This is a genomic window from Vibrio sp. V43_P6S15P86 (genome assembly GCF_009904725.1).
GTDB lineage: Bacteria > Pseudomonadota > Gammaproteobacteria > Enterobacterales > Vibrionaceae > Vibrio > Vibrio diabolicus.
In genome coordinates, this window is sequence record NZ_WXWT01000348.1 from 1 (window position 1) to 14,736 (window position 14,736).

At 48.1% G+C, this 14,736-nt stretch carries 13 protein-coding genes, 1 pseudogene and 1 riboswitch; of the genes and pseudogenes, 5 read left to right on the top strand and 9 right to left on the bottom strand.

Annotated features, from left to right (window positions below):
• Nucleotides 1-30: 30 nt before the first annotated feature.
• Both CAG69_RS15620 and CAG69_RS15625 read left to right on the top strand, forming a co-directional pair.
• A complete protein-coding gene (locus CAG69_RS15620; protein WP_005391870.1) occupies nucleotides 31-1,125 on the top strand; it encodes a NapC/NirT family cytochrome c in 1,095 nt (364 codons plus the stop codon).
• A gap of 22 nt (nucleotides 1,126-1,147) precedes the next feature.
• Nucleotides 1,148-3,595, top strand: a complete 2,448-nt coding sequence (locus tag CAG69_RS15625; protein ID WP_161445025.1) for a trimethylamine-N-oxide reductase 2 — start codon at nucleotides 1,148-1,150, stop codon at nucleotides 3,593-3,595.
• Between the two features lie 70 nt (nucleotides 3,596-3,665).
• Here the strand turns inward: CAG69_RS15625 and CAG69_RS15630 are convergent, their stop codons facing one another.
• The 8 genes and pseudogenes from CAG69_RS15630 to thiD form a co-directional block, all read right to left on the bottom strand.
• Entirely contained in the window at nucleotides 3,666-4,391 is a 726-nt protein-coding gene (locus CAG69_RS15630; protein WP_161445027.1) for a phosphatase PAP2 family protein, read from the bottom strand.
• A gap of 210 nt (nucleotides 4,392-4,601) precedes the next feature.
• Nucleotides 4,602-5,214 (bottom strand): annotated as a pseudogene (gene thiE, locus CAG69_RS15635) (thiamine phosphate synthase).
• A gap of 62 nt (nucleotides 5,215-5,276) precedes the next feature.
• A complete protein-coding gene (gene thiM, locus CAG69_RS15640; RefSeq protein ID WP_161445028.1) occupies nucleotides 5,277-6,068 on the bottom strand; it encodes a hydroxyethylthiazole kinase in 792 nt (263 codons plus the stop codon).
• 18 nt (nucleotides 6,069-6,086) lie between these two features.
• Nucleotides 6,087-6,749 carry a thiaminase II gene (gene tenA, locus CAG69_RS15645; RefSeq protein WP_006740999.1) on the bottom strand — a complete coding sequence of 221 codons (663 nt, stop codon included), beginning with the start codon at nucleotides 6,747-6,749 and terminating at the stop codon, nucleotides 6,087-6,089.
• An 18-nt stretch (nucleotides 6,750-6,767) separates the two neighbouring features.
• Nucleotides 6,768-7,718 (bottom strand): ABC transporter substrate-binding protein, encoded by a 951-nt coding sequence (locus CAG69_RS15650; RefSeq protein ID WP_161445030.1) that lies wholly within the window; start codon nucleotides 7,716-7,718, stop codon nucleotides 6,768-6,770.
• Between the two features lie 22 nt (nucleotides 7,719-7,740).
• On the bottom strand, nucleotides 7,741-8,541 hold the full coding sequence (locus CAG69_RS15655; RefSeq protein WP_161445032.1) for an ABC transporter permease: 801 nt from the start codon (nucleotides 8,539-8,541) through the stop codon (nucleotides 7,741-7,743).
• Nucleotides 8,534-9,292 carry an ABC transporter ATP-binding protein gene (locus CAG69_RS15660; RefSeq protein WP_109169389.1) on the bottom strand — a complete coding sequence of 253 codons (759 nt, stop codon included), beginning with the start codon at nucleotides 9,290-9,292 and terminating at the stop codon, nucleotides 8,534-8,536. The genes CAG69_RS15655 and CAG69_RS15660 overlap by 8 nt, the downstream gene beginning before the upstream one ends.
• Complete coding sequence (gene thiD / locus CAG69_RS15665) at nucleotides 9,282-10,139, bottom strand: bifunctional hydroxymethylpyrimidine kinase/phosphomethylpyrimidine kinase (RefSeq protein WP_161445034.1); 858 nt, start codon at nucleotides 10,137-10,139, stop codon at nucleotides 9,282-9,284. Before thiD ends, CAG69_RS15660 begins: the two co-directional genes overlap by 11 nt.
• A 97-nt stretch (nucleotides 10,140-10,236) precedes the next feature.
• Nucleotides 10,237-10,344, bottom strand: a riboswitch (TPP riboswitch).
• 311 nt (nucleotides 10,345-10,655) lie between these two features.
• On the opposite strand from thiD, the gene CAG69_RS15670 reads away from it, so the two are divergent.
• Both CAG69_RS15670 and CAG69_RS15675 read left to right on the top strand, forming a co-directional pair.
• Nucleotides 10,656-12,041: a TldD/PmbA family protein gene (locus tag CAG69_RS15670; RefSeq protein WP_161445036.1), complete on the top strand. Its 1,386-nt coding sequence runs from the start codon at nucleotides 10,656-10,658 to the stop codon at nucleotides 12,039-12,041.
• On the top strand, nucleotides 12,041-13,384 hold the full coding sequence (locus tag CAG69_RS15675) for a TldD/PmbA family protein (RefSeq protein WP_161445038.1): 1,344 nt from the start codon (nucleotides 12,041-12,043) through the stop codon (nucleotides 13,382-13,384). The genes CAG69_RS15670 and CAG69_RS15675 overlap by 1 nt, the downstream gene beginning before the upstream one ends.
• An 80-nt stretch (nucleotides 13,385-13,464) precedes the next feature.
• Here CAG69_RS15675 and trmY read toward each other — a convergent pair whose 3' ends face one another.
• Nucleotides 13,465-14,064 carry a tRNA (pseudouridine(54)-N(1))-methyltransferase TrmY gene (gene trmY, locus CAG69_RS15680; RefSeq protein WP_053809662.1) on the bottom strand — a complete coding sequence of 200 codons (600 nt, stop codon included), beginning with the start codon at nucleotides 14,062-14,064 and terminating at the stop codon, nucleotides 13,465-13,467.
• 160 nt (nucleotides 14,065-14,224) lie between these two features.
• On the opposite strand from trmY, the gene CAG69_RS15685 reads away from it, so the two are divergent.
• The coding region (locus CAG69_RS15685) for a DUF3087 domain-containing protein (protein WP_161445040.1) at nucleotides 14,225-14,736 on the top strand (512 nt) is incomplete at its 3' end.

Below are 14,736 nucleotides of genomic sequence, written 5' to 3' on the forward strand. Positions count from 1 at the left end.
ATTACATTTTATTTGGAAGTGTTGCTAATTATGTCAATAAAAAAACGATATGTTGCACTGCTGGTTGCTGCCGGCATTGGTGTGGGCTGGTTAACATTAGGTGGTACTGCAGCGGTAATGCATTACACCTCTGATACTGAGTTCTGTCTCTCGTGCCACTCTATGGAAATCCCTTACAAAGAGTACCAAGGCTCAGTGCACTTCAGTAATGCGAAAGGCATTCGTGCCGAGTGTTCTGATTGCCACATTCCACAAGAACCGATGGACTACCTGATCACGAAGATTCGTGCATCGAAAGACATCTACCATGAGTTTGTGACTGGCAAGATCGACACGCCAGAAAAATACGAAGCGCACCGCAAAGAGCTTGCGGAGATGGTGTGGGAGCAGTTCCGTGAAAACGACTCTGCAACGTGCCGTTCTTGCCACGACTTTGACGCGATGGAAGAATTTGAGCAATCTCGCGATGCAGCGAAAATGCACGAGTACGCAAAAGCGAACGATCAAACGTGTATCGATTGTCACAAAGGCGTTGCTCACTTTGCACCAGAAGCTGAGCTAGACAGCAAGGCATTTGAAACGTTGATGAGCTTCACCACAAAAACATCACCTGGTGCCAAAGTCGTTTACCCTGTGACTGAAATCGCAATGGGTGAGATGGGTAAAATTAACCCAACGACGAAATTAGAAGTAATCAGCTCTGAAGGTGATGAGCGTACTGTTAAGTTGGACGCATTCCAAATGAAAGGCGCAGAGCAAGTGCTGTACATGGGTGAAGGTCAACGTGCCATCGTAGCAACGCTAACCGAGCAAGGTCAGCAAGCTCTTGAGGGCGGTGAGTTTAAGGCCGACGTTTACGGCAACGAATGGCGCGCAGTGTCACTAACAGGCACGATCGATTCTCCTGTTGTGGATACACTTGACCCAGTTTGGTCATACGCAGAAGAGCTAGATAACGTTTATTGTGCAACTTGTCACGCGAAAATTCCTTCAAATCACTTCACAGTGAACGCATGGGGACCAGTGGCGAAGAGTATGGGTGATCGAACAGACATCACTGCCGAAAACCTAGAAATTCTTACTAAGTTCTTCCAGCACCACGCGAAAGATGTGGTTGGTCACTAACGATAAATAGAAGGATAAGATTATGACTAATTTAACCCGTCGTGGATTTCTAAAAGGCACAGGTATGGCGGCTGGCGCCATGGCATTTACTTCTTTTGCACCTATGTCTGTTGCGTCTTCAAACCAGCGTGGCAAGGGCATTTTGACAGCGGGCCGCATGGGCCCAATGTTATGTGAAGTGAAAGATGGTAAGTTGGTTTCGACTACTAATGCTCTTCCACAAACTGTACCAAATAGTCTACAAACTACTGGGCCTGACCAAGTGCATACCAAGGCGCGTGTGAAGTACCCAATGGTACGTAAAGGCTACTTGGCAAACCCATCGTCGCCAGAAGGTGTGCGCGGTAGTGATGAGTTTGTGCGTGTGTCTTGGGATGAGGCTTACAAGCTGATCCACGAACAGCACATGCGAATTCGTAAAGAATATGGCCCGGCTTCTGTGTTTGCAGGCTCTTACGGCTGGCGTTCAAGTGGCGTACTGCACAAAGCACAAACCTTGCTGCAACGTTACATGAGCATGGCGGGTGGCTATTCAGGCCACTTGGGTGACTACTCAACGGGTGCTGCGCAGATCATCATGCCGCACGTTGTGGGCTCTATCGAAGTGTACGAACAACAAACCACGTACCCAGTGGTGCTAGAGCACAGTGATGTAGTGGTTCTTTGGGGCTTAAACCCAATTAACACTCTAAAAATCGCGTGGAGCTCAACAGACTGCGCGGGTCTTGAGTTCTTCCATCAGTTGAAAAAATCAGGCAAGACGGTTATTGCGATTGACCCTATTCGTTCTGAAACCATTGAGTTCTTTGGTGAGAATGCGGAGTGGATTGCTCCTCACCCAATGACCGACGTGGCAATGATGATGGGTATCGCACACACCTTGGTGAAACAAGGTAAGCACGATAAAGCCTTCCTCGATAAATACACCGCGGGTTACGACAAATTTGAAGCGTACCTGATGGGCGAAGAAGACGGCGTAGAAAAATCAGCAGAATGGGCATCACAAATCTGTGGCGTACCTGCGAAGCAACTTGAGCTATTGGCTGACATCTTCAGTAAAAACCGCACCATGCTGATGGCGGGTTGGGGCATGCAGCGCCAACAATACGGTGAACAGCGTCACTGGATGCTGGTTACACTGGCAACGATGTTGGGTCAAATCGGTTTACCGGGCGGTGGTTTTGGTTTCTCTTACCACTACTCAAACGGTGGTAACCCTGCTCGTGATGCTGGCGTACTTCCTGCGATTTCAGCATCACTGGGTGGCGGCTCTTCTGCGGGTAATGACTGGGCGGTATCTGGCGCGGTGCAAAGCTTCCCTGTGGCGCGTATTGTCGAGGCGTTGGAAAACCCAGGTCAATCCTACCATCACAACGGCCATGAACTGACGTTCCCAGATATCAAGATGATTTGGTGGGCAGGTGGTGCGAACTTTACTCACCACCAAGACACCAACCGCTTGATTAAAGCATGGCAAAAGCCTGAACTGATCGTGATTTCAGAACCTTACTGGACAGCGGCTGCGAAGCACGCGGACATCGTCCTACCAATCACCACATCGTTCGAGCGCAACGACTTAACGATGACTGGCGACTACAGTAACCAACACTTGGTGCCAATGAAACAAGCAGTTGAGCCGCAAGGTGAAGCGCGTAATGACTTCGACGTATTCGCGGACATGGCGGAGATGCTAGCACCGGGTGGCCGTGATGTGTACACCGAAGGCAAAACCGAAATGGAATGGCTGTACGGCTTCTACAAGGCGGCGCAACAAGGTGGCCGTGGCTCTCGCGTAGCAATGCCGAACTTCAGCAAGTTCTGGGAAGATAACCAACTGATCGAGATGAAGTGGAGCGAGAAGAACGCACAGTTTGTTCGTTACGCGGATTTCCGTGAAGACCCGATCATGAATCCGCTAGGTACGCCAAGTGGTAAGATCGAAATCTTCTCGAAAACGATTGAAGGTTACCAGTTGGAAGACTGTCCTCCACACCCAACGTGGATGGCACCAACCGAGTACACCGGCAATGCAAAAGATGGCGAGTTGCAGCTAATGACCGCGCACGCAGCGCATCGTCTACACAGCCAGTTTAACTACGCGAAGATTCGCGAAGAGTACGCAATTGCAAACCGTGAACCTATTTGGATTCACCCTGAAGATGCGAAAGCGCGTGGTATTAAAACGGGCGATCTAGTTCGTGCGTTTAACAACCGTGGCCAAGTATTGGTTGGTGCAGAAGTGACTGACCGAATCAAGCAAGGTTCAGTGTGTATTCATGAAGGCGGTTGGCCGGATTTGGATCCGAAAACCGGCATTTGTAAGAACGGCGGTTGTAACGTGTTAACGTTGGATATTCCGACCTCTCGACTTGCAAACGGCTGTGCGGCGAACTCGGCACTGGTTCGTATTGAAAAATACACTGGCCCAGAATTAGAACTAACGGCGTTTGAACCACCAAAAAATGGCTAGAAAAAAGTAGCGCTTGAAAGCAAGAAGCCAGCGAATCGCTGGCTTCTTTTTTATCTAGTCATCGTTCACATTAGCGTGAAGCGAGAGAAACAAACGGCATCTGTTTCTTAATCTGAAATGTCGGGAGTAAAGTAAATACAATCGCGACAAACAAGACCGAACCTATTAAATCTTCAGGGCGATGCATGCCCAGCCATAAGCGGCTATATGCGACGCTCATTCCCCACATCCATAATGACAGTGCAGAGGTATAGCACTTGTTCTGTAAGAACAACCCACCAAAGAAAGCCAGACAAATCGAAACGAAAATCGTATGGCCGGACGGGAAAGAATAGTCTTTCTCGCCTTGCCAATGGCGCGTCCGCCAATCACTGGCTTGTTCAGAAATCTGTTTAATTACGTTGGCTTGCTGCTTTGTATCCAACTGATAAAACGTTTCTGGTGTTTCAATCAATTGTTCTGCTGCGAGCAATTCTGTGTATGGGCGCGGGCTTTCTGTCATCAGTTTTAGCCCCGTTTTGCTGGCAAAGCCAATCACAAGTAACAACCCTAACATTGAGAGTTTTTGCATCCACTCAATGCGACTTGGTTTAAAGCGAAATAAAGAAAGCAGTAGCAGCGTTAAGGTAATTAAAAAGCCTTTGCTGCCAGCAGAATCAGTGAGCAAAGTAAAAGTAATACCCAGACTTTCAGGCACTTGTGAGGTGAGATCGTGATAAGAGCCAAACAGCGACATTGGGATGATGCCAAGAACAAACAAGGCGAGCATCATCAATCCATATTTTTTGGTTTTCATTGAGAGCGTTTTGTTTTTATTGAGGGTTATTCAACCACGTGAAAATAAGGGGTTTATCTTACGTTATCTGGCCTGAAAAACTTATCAACGCTCTGTCAATTCGAGCGTGAAAGTGACATTGCAGCTCTTCGTTGTGAAAGGAGAGGTTGTTGAAAGTACTGAAAGGCAAACGCGCTCATCCATAAGCGCTTTGTTCAGGCGTGAGCAAGGTTAGCTCATCAACCCTAATAAATATTCCGATGCGGCTTTTGGATCTTCTGCGTGGCAAATCGCTGAAACCAAAGCTAAGCCATGAACACCAGTGGCGCTAAGTTGCGGAATGTTACTTTCGTTAATGCCGCCAATGGCAACAATCGGCAGTGAAGTCGTCTCTAACGCCATCTTCAAGCCATCAATACCCCAGAACTTCTTGGTGTTGGTTTTGGTTGGCGTCGCGAAGATAGCGCTCAAGCCGATGTAATCAATCGGAAGAGAGTCCGCTTCTGCAAGCTGCTCTTCATTTTCGATGGATAAGCCGAGGATTTTGTTTGGTCCAATCAACTCACGAGCGATAGTTGCGGGCATGTCTGATTGCCCGAGGTGGACACCATCAGCATCGACAGCCAGTGCGACATCTACGATCATTGATGATCAAAGGCACATCGGCATCTTTAAGGATGTCTTTCACGGCTTGAGCCCGTTCGATAAACGCACGCACATCGCCGTGTTTTTCGCGGACTTGTACCATGGTCACGCCACCTTCCACGGCTTTTCTCACAACACGCTTTAGTGTGGCTAAATCTTGTTGGTCATCGGTGACCAAATATAAACGATAGGCGTTCATTTTGTTTCCTTTGGGCCTCTCATCTAGGTGGAATGAGAGGCCGGTATTTGTTAGAGAAAAGCTTAGCTCACTTGGAGTTTTAGGCGTTTTGCCAGCGCTTCTTCATCCAACTGGTAAAGCTCATCCAACAGGTTCATTTGCAGGTTACCTGGGCCGCGAGCTTGTTCCGCTGCAATCTCGCCAACAACGCCTAGTACCGCCGCAGCAGCCAGCCCGGTGTTATCACCAACTGCAGCAAAAGCACCCGTCAGTGCCGTTAGTGTACAGCCCATTCCGGTTACGTATGGCATCATCTCGTGACCATTGTTCAGTTGCACGGTTTGTTCCTTCGTGACGATGTAATCAGTCTCGCCAGAAATCACCATGCTCGCTCCGTATTCTTCAACTAAGAAGTGAGCCGCCCCAAGGGCCGCATCACTACTGTCGAGTGCATCTACACCTTTGCTTTGCGCTTGCTCACCAGCGAGAGCAATGATTTCGGAAGCATTACCACGAATGATTAACTTGTTTGCAAGGCGGGCGATTTCGCGCGAGGTTTCGGTGCGCAGTGAACTTGCGCCGCAACCGACAGGGTCGAGCACAACGATTTTACCGTTCGAGTTGGCTTGCTCGACAGCGTAGATCATGCGCGGTGTCCAAACGCTGTCTAGGGTGCCGATGTTGATCACCAAAGCGCCAGCAAACGACATCATTTCTGCCATTTCTTGCTTTGAATGCGCCATGATAGGCGAAGCACCGATAGCCAATAAAGCGTTCGCCGTGTTGTTCATCACCACGTAGTTGGTAATGTTCACGACTAAAGGCTTTTGCTGACGCACTGCGGTTAATGCTTGAGTGATTTGTTCTATTAACATGAGATTCTCCAATTAACCTTATTGCGCGTTTAGACCTTGTTGCCAAAACGCCACTTCCATACGCGTTGCGGTTTTGAAGACCTGAATTAGGTTTTGACCGCGCTGGCTGTGGATGTCGATTTCAGCCAGTAGCTGGTTAAAGTGTTCGGCCCCACTTGCCACGCCAGATTGGAACTCTTCACCGCCGTACAAGTTAATCCAACTTGCGTAAGGATTGCCTTCGAATACCGTGTTTTCATCTTCAATCAGCATTTTACCAATGACGGCGTAGCCGATGGAGCAAGGGGCGAGCGCGGCATACAAGTCAACTAAGTCGCCCGTCATTCCCGCATCCAATACGTAGCGCGTGTAAGCCACCGTGCCAAAATCTTCCGGCTCGTTTTCGAGATCAGATTCCGTTAATCCCCACTGACCGCAGTAGGTAACATGGTGGGCAATCTCTGAATCTAAAAGCGCATGTACGCTTGGTAGTGCGCGGCGCATGTCGTCTAACGTACGCGCTTTGTAGATTGCCAGCGCATAAGCTCGCGCGTATTGTTTTAGGAATAAGAAATCTTGCTTCAAGTAATGTAGAAAACAAGGTTGAGCCAGTGTGCCTTTGGCCAATTGCTGCACGAAGGCATGTTCTGTGTATTCTTGCCAATCTTGGCGGCAAGCGTCGATCAAATCTTGGTATTTCATAATGAGACTGCCTCGTAATTAGTCAAAGCTCGGTACGTAATCTTTCGCTTTTGGTAGCGTTTCGATGATTTTTTGTGAGTACATGAACTCGGCGTAATCGTCATAGCGCTTTAGATCGACGGCTGATGGGCGAAGCGCGAAACGAGTTAACGTGTCATTCCAAGCGCGTTGGTTGAGCTCGTTGTTTAGCGTGTCTGGCGAGTAAGTGACAAACTCTTTCCAAGACTCTTTAGGATGGTTGACGATGTAAGTGGTCGCTTGCTCCAGCGCTTTGTTGAACGCTTTGATAGCGGCTTTATCATAGGTTTTTGCATTGGCTACGAAGACTAACTCGTCATACGCTGGCACGCCGTGTTCTTCAGGGAAGAAGGCCTTAGCTTTATAACCTTCTAGTGCCAGTTGGTTGGTTTCGAAGTTACGTAGACCGCCCCAAATCGCATCCACCTTGCCAGACGCAAGAGACGAAGACAGCGCCCAACCTACGTTGATGATTTGTACGTCAGAAAACTTCACGTTCTCTTGAGCTAGCATGGTGCCGATTGTCGCTTCTTCGTTGCCTGCGATCGCAATACCGATCTTCTTGCCTTTAAGGTCGCCAAGGTTCTCGTTCTTACCGTTATCTAACACCATCAACGTGTTAAGTGGCGTTGCGATAAGCGTTGCTGAGCGAATCAACGGTAAGCCAGCGGCTACGTCGATGGTTAAGCTCGGCTGGTATGAAATCGCCATATCGACTTTGCCAGCCGCAACTAGTTTAGGTGGCGTGCTTGGGTCGGCAGGTTCTTGGATATTGATCTTCAAACCTTGCTGTTTAAAGTAGCCTCGCTCTTGTGCGATCACTATAGGGCCATGGTTCGGGTTAACGAACCAATCCAGCATTAAAGTAAGCTCTTTTTCGGCAGCAAGTACGTTAGTTGAAACAATTGATGCGAGCAGAGCAACAGCGCTCATGAGTTTGTTTTTATTCACGGGGTTCTTCCTTTTTCTTTCCCTATTTGTTTTCCCAGGGAATGGCTTTTTTCAGTAATTTGTCAGTGGTGAAATAGAGTGTGATAGACAGTGCGGCGAGAATAAACAGCGCCGCGAACATCTCATCGATGATCATGCGAGCGTTGGCTTGCAGCATCAGATAGCCTAGGCCCTCACTTGAACCAACCCATTCACCTACCACGGCACCAATCGGCGCAATAACTACGGCAACACGAATACCAGACGCTAACGTTGGTAGGGCGGCAGGTAGTTGAATATGGCGCAGTAATTGCCATTTCGATGCGCCCATGGTCTTGGCAAGGTCGAGGTAACCTGTTGGCGTATTGCGCAAACCGTCGTAGCAACATGTCGTGACGGGGAAAAAGATGATGATCGCCGCCATGACTACTTTCGATGCAATGCCGTAACCCAGCCAAAGCATGAGCACTGGCGCGATGGCGAACACAGGGATCGCTTGGCTAGCAATCAGAATTGGCAGTAACCAACGCTTCAGCGGCTCGAACATCAGCATTTGCAATGCGAACAGCAAACCCATTGATAATCCAAGCGCCAAGCCAAGTAAAATCTCTTGCGCGGTAACCCAAGTATGTTTGAGCAGGACATCGTAACGAGTGACCAATCTATCCAGCACTTCAATTGGTGAAGGTAAGATGAAGCTTGGCATGTCGAATACCACAACAACCAACTGCCACAATCCCAAGATCACTGCTGTGCTAATGACCAAGCGCAGAGCCGGATGGGTCACGCGCTCCTTTTTACTGATACGCGCCGAAACGGAGTTGTACTGAGTCATATCACTCATAGTCTTTCTCCAATTGATTCAAAATCGCTTGTTGTAGAGTTGCGCATTCTCCATCGAGAGATCTTGGTGGCTTGGCGTCCGGAACAACCAAGTGCTGCGCTTGAGCAGGCGTGCCTTGTAACACATAGAGTTGATGCGCCAATCGCACTGCTTCTTGCGGATCGTGTGTAATCAAGACAACGGTTTTGTCTTTTAGTAGCTCGGCAGAGAGAGTTTGCAATTTGTGGCGAGTCACGGCGTCCAATGCCGAGAAAGGTTCATCCATCAAAACCAAAGGTTTGTCTTGCATCAGAGTGCGAGCAAGGGCTACGCGCTGTCGCATACCTCCGGAGAGTTGAGCGGGTTTGGCGTAAGCGTAATCTGCCAACCCAACGTGCTCTAACAAGTTGAGAGCGCGTTGTTTCTCATCCGCTGGATTTGAATTGGCGTGAGAAAAGCGCGAGCTGAGGCAGACGTTATCCAGTACGTTAAGCCACGGTAGCAATAAATCCTGCTGAGCCATGTAAGCGATACGGTCATGCAGTGCAGCGCCATCGGTTGTGATGAGTTCGCCATGCCAGTCAACTTGGTCATCCAGTAGGCCAGCTAAGTAACGCAATATTGTGGTTTTCCCGCAGCCACTTCGTCCGAGTAATACCGTCCATTGACCGACAGGAATGGTCATGTTCACTCCCGCTAAAGTCGGTGTTTGGCTGTCTTTGTATTGCAAACTGGCGTCGGAAAGCTGAATGCCAATCGCGTTAGCGAACATAAGTATGACCCGAAAAAAAGTGATTCACAGGGCCGTGACCTTTACCGACATCCAATTCATCAGCGTGTGCGATAGCTTGGCTGATGTACTGCTTACCAAGGTGCACCGCTTTGTGTAGGTTGTTGCCTTGGCTAAGGTAAGACGCAATGGCGGAAGACAGTGTACAGCCCGTACCGTGGGTGTTTTTGGTCGGAAAACGCTTGGCGCTGATTAACTCGGCACAGTCTTGCATGATCAGCAGATCGTTGCTGTTTTCATTTTCTTCAAGATGACCGCCTTTGAGCAGAATAGCTTTGGCACCAAGTGCACGAAGGTCGGTAATCATATCGTTCATTTCAGATTCTGATTGAGGCACTGGCTTACCCGTCAGTGCTGCACCTTCTGGCAGGTTAGGAGTGATGATGTCTGCCAGTGGAATTAACTCTTCTTTTAATGTGCTGATTGCTGATTGCTCAAGTAGCAAATCGCCGCTGGTGGCCACCATTACAGGGTCAATCACGAGGTGTTTTGGCTGGTATTGTTTAATTTTGTCTGCAACAACTTTGATGATGTTGGAGTCGGCTAGCATGCCCACTTTGACTGCAACGATGTTGAGGTCGGTAAATACTGCATCAAGTTGGCTCTCTACATGGTCGAGAGGAATGGGGAAAATCGCAGAAACGCCTTGCGTGTTTTGCGAAGTGATGGCGGTAATCACTGAGCAAGCAAAACTGCCGGTTGCGGACATCGCTTTGATGTCGGCTTGAATACCTGCACCGCCACCACTGTCTGAGCCCGCGATGGTCAATACGATAGGGGTAGGCAAGGCTGGCGTGTGATGTGAATGAGGTTGTGATTGCTGCGTCATGGTCGCTCCTACTACAAGACGTATAGGAACTGACTTTGACCGTTGCAGATAGATCGATTTTTCGATCGCTATCGCTTACCTAAGAGGGGCGACGAAAGGCAAAGTGTGCATAGTTCCCTACGTCAGTGCTAACTGAATCAGGTTCAACGGGTCTCGAATTTCGATCTCAGCCAACACTTGTCGTGTGGCCCCCCGACTATTTCGTTCGGATGATAGCAGGACCATTGCGGAAGGGATACGTTTTTTGAGCGTAATTATAATGAGTATTCAATTATGCGAGGTGAGTGATAAAGTAAGCACCTAAATGGTTTGCTGTGTGGAATTTACTAGTGCAACGCTCTGGTGAATGAGCAGAACCTGGAATATTTAATAAATAATCGTGGTCTCGTTAAGCAAGGATTAGCACAAAACAAGGTTAAAAAACTGTTAAAATTTAACGTGTTGCCAATTTAACTTTGTTGAACTTTTTCACAGTTAATTAGGAAGGCTAAGACGATCATCGAGCAAGGAGACTTCATGCTTAATTCTGCAACAGCGAAGTCAGTGATCGATCATGCTCTCTTTTTAGGGGCTGATTTCGCTGAACTATTCGTTGAACATCATCAAACTAACACCGTCCAGATCGCATCTGGTGAGGTGGACAAGGTCAATTCGGGGATTGATTTTGGTATCGGTATTCGCCTCTTCTTCGGTCACAAAGTGCTTTATGGATACACCAATAGCACGGACGAAGCCGAGCTAAAACGCGTAACCTCATTGCTTGCGGCAAAAGACAAGCGTGAACAAATCGCGTCAGCAGGTTCTTTAAATTTGAACCGCTACCCAATCCAACACGGTTGCCGCATGCCGTTAAGTCAGGATGCCAACTTAGATTCAAAAATCGCGTTTCTATTGAAAGTTGACCAAGCTGCGCGTGCAGAAAGTGAGTACATCAGCCAGTTCATTGGTAGTGTGCTTCAGCGCGAGCAGCAAGTGTCTATCTTCAACTCAGAAGGTTTGCATGTAGACGATACGCGTCACTACATTCGTGTGGCGGGTAACACCGTTGCTCAAAAAGGTAATGAGCAGTCTTCTGGTATGGAAGGTCCTGGCGCTCTTGCCGGTTGGGAGTTCAGTGAGCAGATAGATGCGAAAGAGCTGGGTCAAACTATCGCGCAGCAAGCGTTAGTGAAACTTGGCGCGGATGCTTGTCCATCGGGTGAAATGCCAGTGGTAATTGGTAGCGGCTTTGGCGGCGTTATCTTCCATGAAGCGTGTGGTCACTTACTCGAAACCACTTCGGTTGCGAAGAAAGCGTCCGTATTCCACGACAAAATGGGCGAAATGGTTGCTCACACTGCAGTGAATGCTGTCGATGATGGCACCATGACCAACGAATGGGGCTCGATTCATGTTGATGACGAAGGCATGAAGACTCAGCGAACTCAATTGATCAAAGACGGTAAGCTAACCAGCTTTATGGTCGATAAAATGGGTGGCATGAAGACAGGTTATGAGCCTACGGGTTCTGGTCGTCGTCAGAACTACAAGTTCGCACCAACCTCGCGGATGCGTAACACCTTTATCGAAGAAGGCGAGCATTCACTTGATGACATGCTGGCAGGCATCGAGCGTGGTATCTACGCGAAGAAGATGGGCGGCGGCTCGGTTCAACCGGGTACGGGTGAGTTCAACTTTGCCGTGCGTGAAGCTTATCTCATTGAAAATGGCAAAATCACCAAACCTCTGAAAACAGCAACGCTGATCAGCACCGGTCCAAAAGTGTTGAAAGAAATCAGCATGGTCGGCAAAGATATGGCGCTTGCGCCGGGCATGTGCGGTTCAGTAAGTGGTTCAGTACCAACAACAGTTGGTCAGCCAACACTGAAAGTCGATAACATTCTGGTAGGAGGCGGTAACTAATGAGCCAAGAACAACAACTTCTTAATGCGGTTGATTACGTCCTATCAGAAGCAAAGCGTCAAGGCGCAGAAGCGGACGTCATTGTAAACCGCAACAGCAGCTTTTCGCTGAAAGCAAACCAAGGCAAGCTGGATGAGTACAAAGTAAGCTCAAGTCAAGTGCTGGGTGTTCGAGTTATTAAAGATGCTCGTGTCGCGACAAGTTATTCTGAATCACTCGAGCAACCAAGTTTAGATTTGATGCTCACAAACGCGCTGCAAAGCGCTCGCTTTTCCAAGCAAGATGAGCATCAGACTATTAGCTGCGTGAACAGCCAAATCGCGACTGATGTTGCTGAGATTGCGCAAGAAGATACAACTTCTGTTGACGAAAAAATCGAACTGTCTCTCGCTCTTGAGCAAGGTGTAGTAGCTCTGCCTCACGCTTCTAGCGCACCTTACAATGGTTACAGCGATGGCGAAACACAACTAATCATTGCCAATACTCAAGGCACATTGTGTCAACACTTCGAGCGCTCGTTCACTTGTTACGCGTATACCTTGTTTGAAAAAGACGGCAAACAGTCAATGGCGGGTAGAATGTCACTGGGTCGCCGTTTTGATGAGTTGAATCCAGCTTACTGTATCGAAGGTGGCTACAACCTTGCTCGTGATCTTCTTGAAGGCGCACCGGTTGCGACAGGTAACTACCCTGCTATCTTCCACATCAATGCGCTAGCAAGTTTATTCGGTGCTTTCGGCAGTGCGTTTTCTGGTGTGAGTGCGATGAAAGGCATCTCGCCACTGGGTGACAAGCTTGGTCAAAGCGTTGCAAGTGAACTTCTCACCTTTACCGATGCGGCATACATGCCGAATGGTATGGCTATCGCAGGGTTTGATAGTGAAGGTTTTGCCACCCAAGATAATGTGTTGATCGCTAATGGCCAACTGAATACGCTATTGCACAATAGCCAAACAGCGAGTTATTTGGGTGCAGTGTCGACGGCAAGTGCTGCTCGCGGTGCAAAATCGAGCTTAGACGTGTCAGCGAATCACAAAGTGATTACGACAGGCAACAGCAGTGCGCCAGAAGTCAAAGCAGGTGAATACCTAGAATTAGTGGAGCTGCAAGGGGTTCACTCTGGTGCAGATGCTGTCAGTGGTGATTTCTCATTTGGTGCGAGTGGTTTCTTGTGCCGTGATGGTCAACGTGTTCAACCTGTGCGCGGAATTACAGTTGCAGGTAACTTCTACAAGATGCTGCAAGAAGTAGAAGCTGTGGGTGATACCCAGCTTATTAATGATAGCCGCACTTTCTTCGCGCCAGATGTGCGTTTTGCTCGCTTGAGTATTGGCGGCAAATAAGCGCGGTATAGAAAATCAGAAACAAAAAAGAGGACTCAATCGAGTCCTCTTTCATCATCTAGCAACGTGTACGCGAATAACTAGAATTCGCGGATATCCAGTTCGTTGTGGATCAGTACTACACACTGAGAAGCAAACAGCATCTTAGGCCCAAGGCTGATTTTCTCAGTACCTAGGCGCTTCAAGCTGTTGAACGACTTCTTCGGCATCGGGATGTGATCGGTTAGCAAGAAACATGGGTTTTCACCAATTTCTGTGTCACGAACAAATTCGCCTTTCTTGTCCAACATATAAAGCTGGTGATCTTCGGCTAGTTCTTGAACCAAGCGTTCGAAGCTCACTGTACGAACGGTGATACCAGGTTCGACTTCACGAAGCTGCTCTTTACCCATACCAACAGATGCGTCTAACGCACGGGCAACGGCAGCGATCAACGTTGACTCGTGAAAACCACCAATATTGGTAATGTCGTTTGAACGAATGGTAATCGTGCGCGAGTAATCCTTCGTGCTCTCTAATACCAAGTGGACAACCACATCTTCACGGTGAGATTGTGCCACGAACATGGTGTTCATCATGGTATGAGCAAGGATCTCGGTATGCGCCTCGTTACCAACACCTTCTAATAGTGCTTTGCTGGTGGTTGGCGCCGCGCGAGCTCGTAAAACAAAAGAGCGCATGAATTTAGCCTCTATATAGGAAGAGTGAATGCGCGGAAGTATATACCCAAGCAGGGAAGGGATGCGAGTTTAATAGTAAATGTGAACTTACTTACAAAGCTTCGATTGTCGTGCGGAGTGTGCTGGTTAGAATAGGAGGCAACCCTGTTAGGAGCGGTATATGGAAATCAAAAAGATAAATAAAGACATTTATAAAAAGAAAGTAAACCTGGTGATTGGCGGTTTTGTTGCGTTGCTCGCTATCTCATCTCTTGCCTTTAGTACCTTGCTTATTGTTTTGTTTGGCAACACTGAAGTCGTACCTGAACAATCAACGGGAAACTTTCATTGGAATTTGATTGGTGTCGTTCTCGCAGTCGCAACTTCCCTCTCTTTATTGAACCAAATTAAAACTCGACCATACATGGAAGAGGTGCTGTACGTTTGGAAGCTCAAGCAACTGCACAACAAAATATTTCGTAAACTAAAAAGCATTAAAGCAGCCGCGAGCAATGACGATGTAAAAGCGCTCACTACGCTTAAGTTCTATTACAAAACTCAACAACAAGTGTTTGAGTTAGACAACAACACATTGACGATGAATAGTGTAAATAAAGAATTAGAGGCAATTGAGCAAATCGAAGCGGCGCAATCACTGGATCTTGATATCACCAGCTTTAAAGAGAGCTGGGT

Bases quoted from the DNA above. Each gene is read 5' to 3' on its own strand.
- CAG69_RS15660 (WP_109169389.1), bottom strand. From the start codon at position 9,292: ATGTTCGCTAACGCGATTGGCATTCAGCTTTCCGACGCCAGTTTGCAA.
- CAG69_RS15630 (WP_161445027.1), bottom strand. From the start codon at position 4,391: ATGAAAACCAAAAAATATGGATTGATGATGCTCGCCTTGTTTGTTCTT.
- CAG69_RS15620 (WP_005391870.1), top strand. From the start codon at position 31: ATGTCAATAAAAAAACGATATGTTGCACTGCTGGTTGCTGCCGGCATT.
- CAG69_RS15625 (WP_161445025.1), top strand. From the start codon at position 1,148: ATGACTAATTTAACCCGTCGTGGATTTCTAAAAGGCACAGGTATGGCG.
- CAG69_RS15655 (WP_161445032.1), bottom strand. From the start codon at position 8,541: ATGAGTGATATGACTCAGTACAACTCCGTTTCGGCGCGTATCAGTAAA.
- thiM (WP_161445028.1), bottom strand. From the start codon at position 6,068: ATGTTAATAGAACAAATCACTCAAGCATTAACCGCAGTGCGTCAGCAA.
- CAG69_RS15670 (WP_161445036.1), top strand. From the start codon at position 10,656: ATGCTTAATTCTGCAACAGCGAAGTCAGTGATCGATCATGCTCTCTTT.
- tenA (WP_006740999.1), bottom strand. From the start codon at position 6,749: ATGAAATACCAAGATTTGATCGACGCTTGCCGCCAAGATTGGCAAGAA.
- trmY (WP_053809662.1), bottom strand. From the start codon at position 14,064: ATGCGCTCTTTTGTTTTACGAGCTCGCGCGGCGCCAACCACCAGCAAA.
- thiD (WP_161445034.1), bottom strand. From the start codon at position 10,139: ATGACGCAGCAATCACAACCTCATTCACATCACACGCCAGCCTTGCCT.
- CAG69_RS15675 (WP_161445038.1), top strand. From the start codon at position 12,041: ATGAGCCAAGAACAACAACTTCTTAATGCGGTTGATTACGTCCTATCA.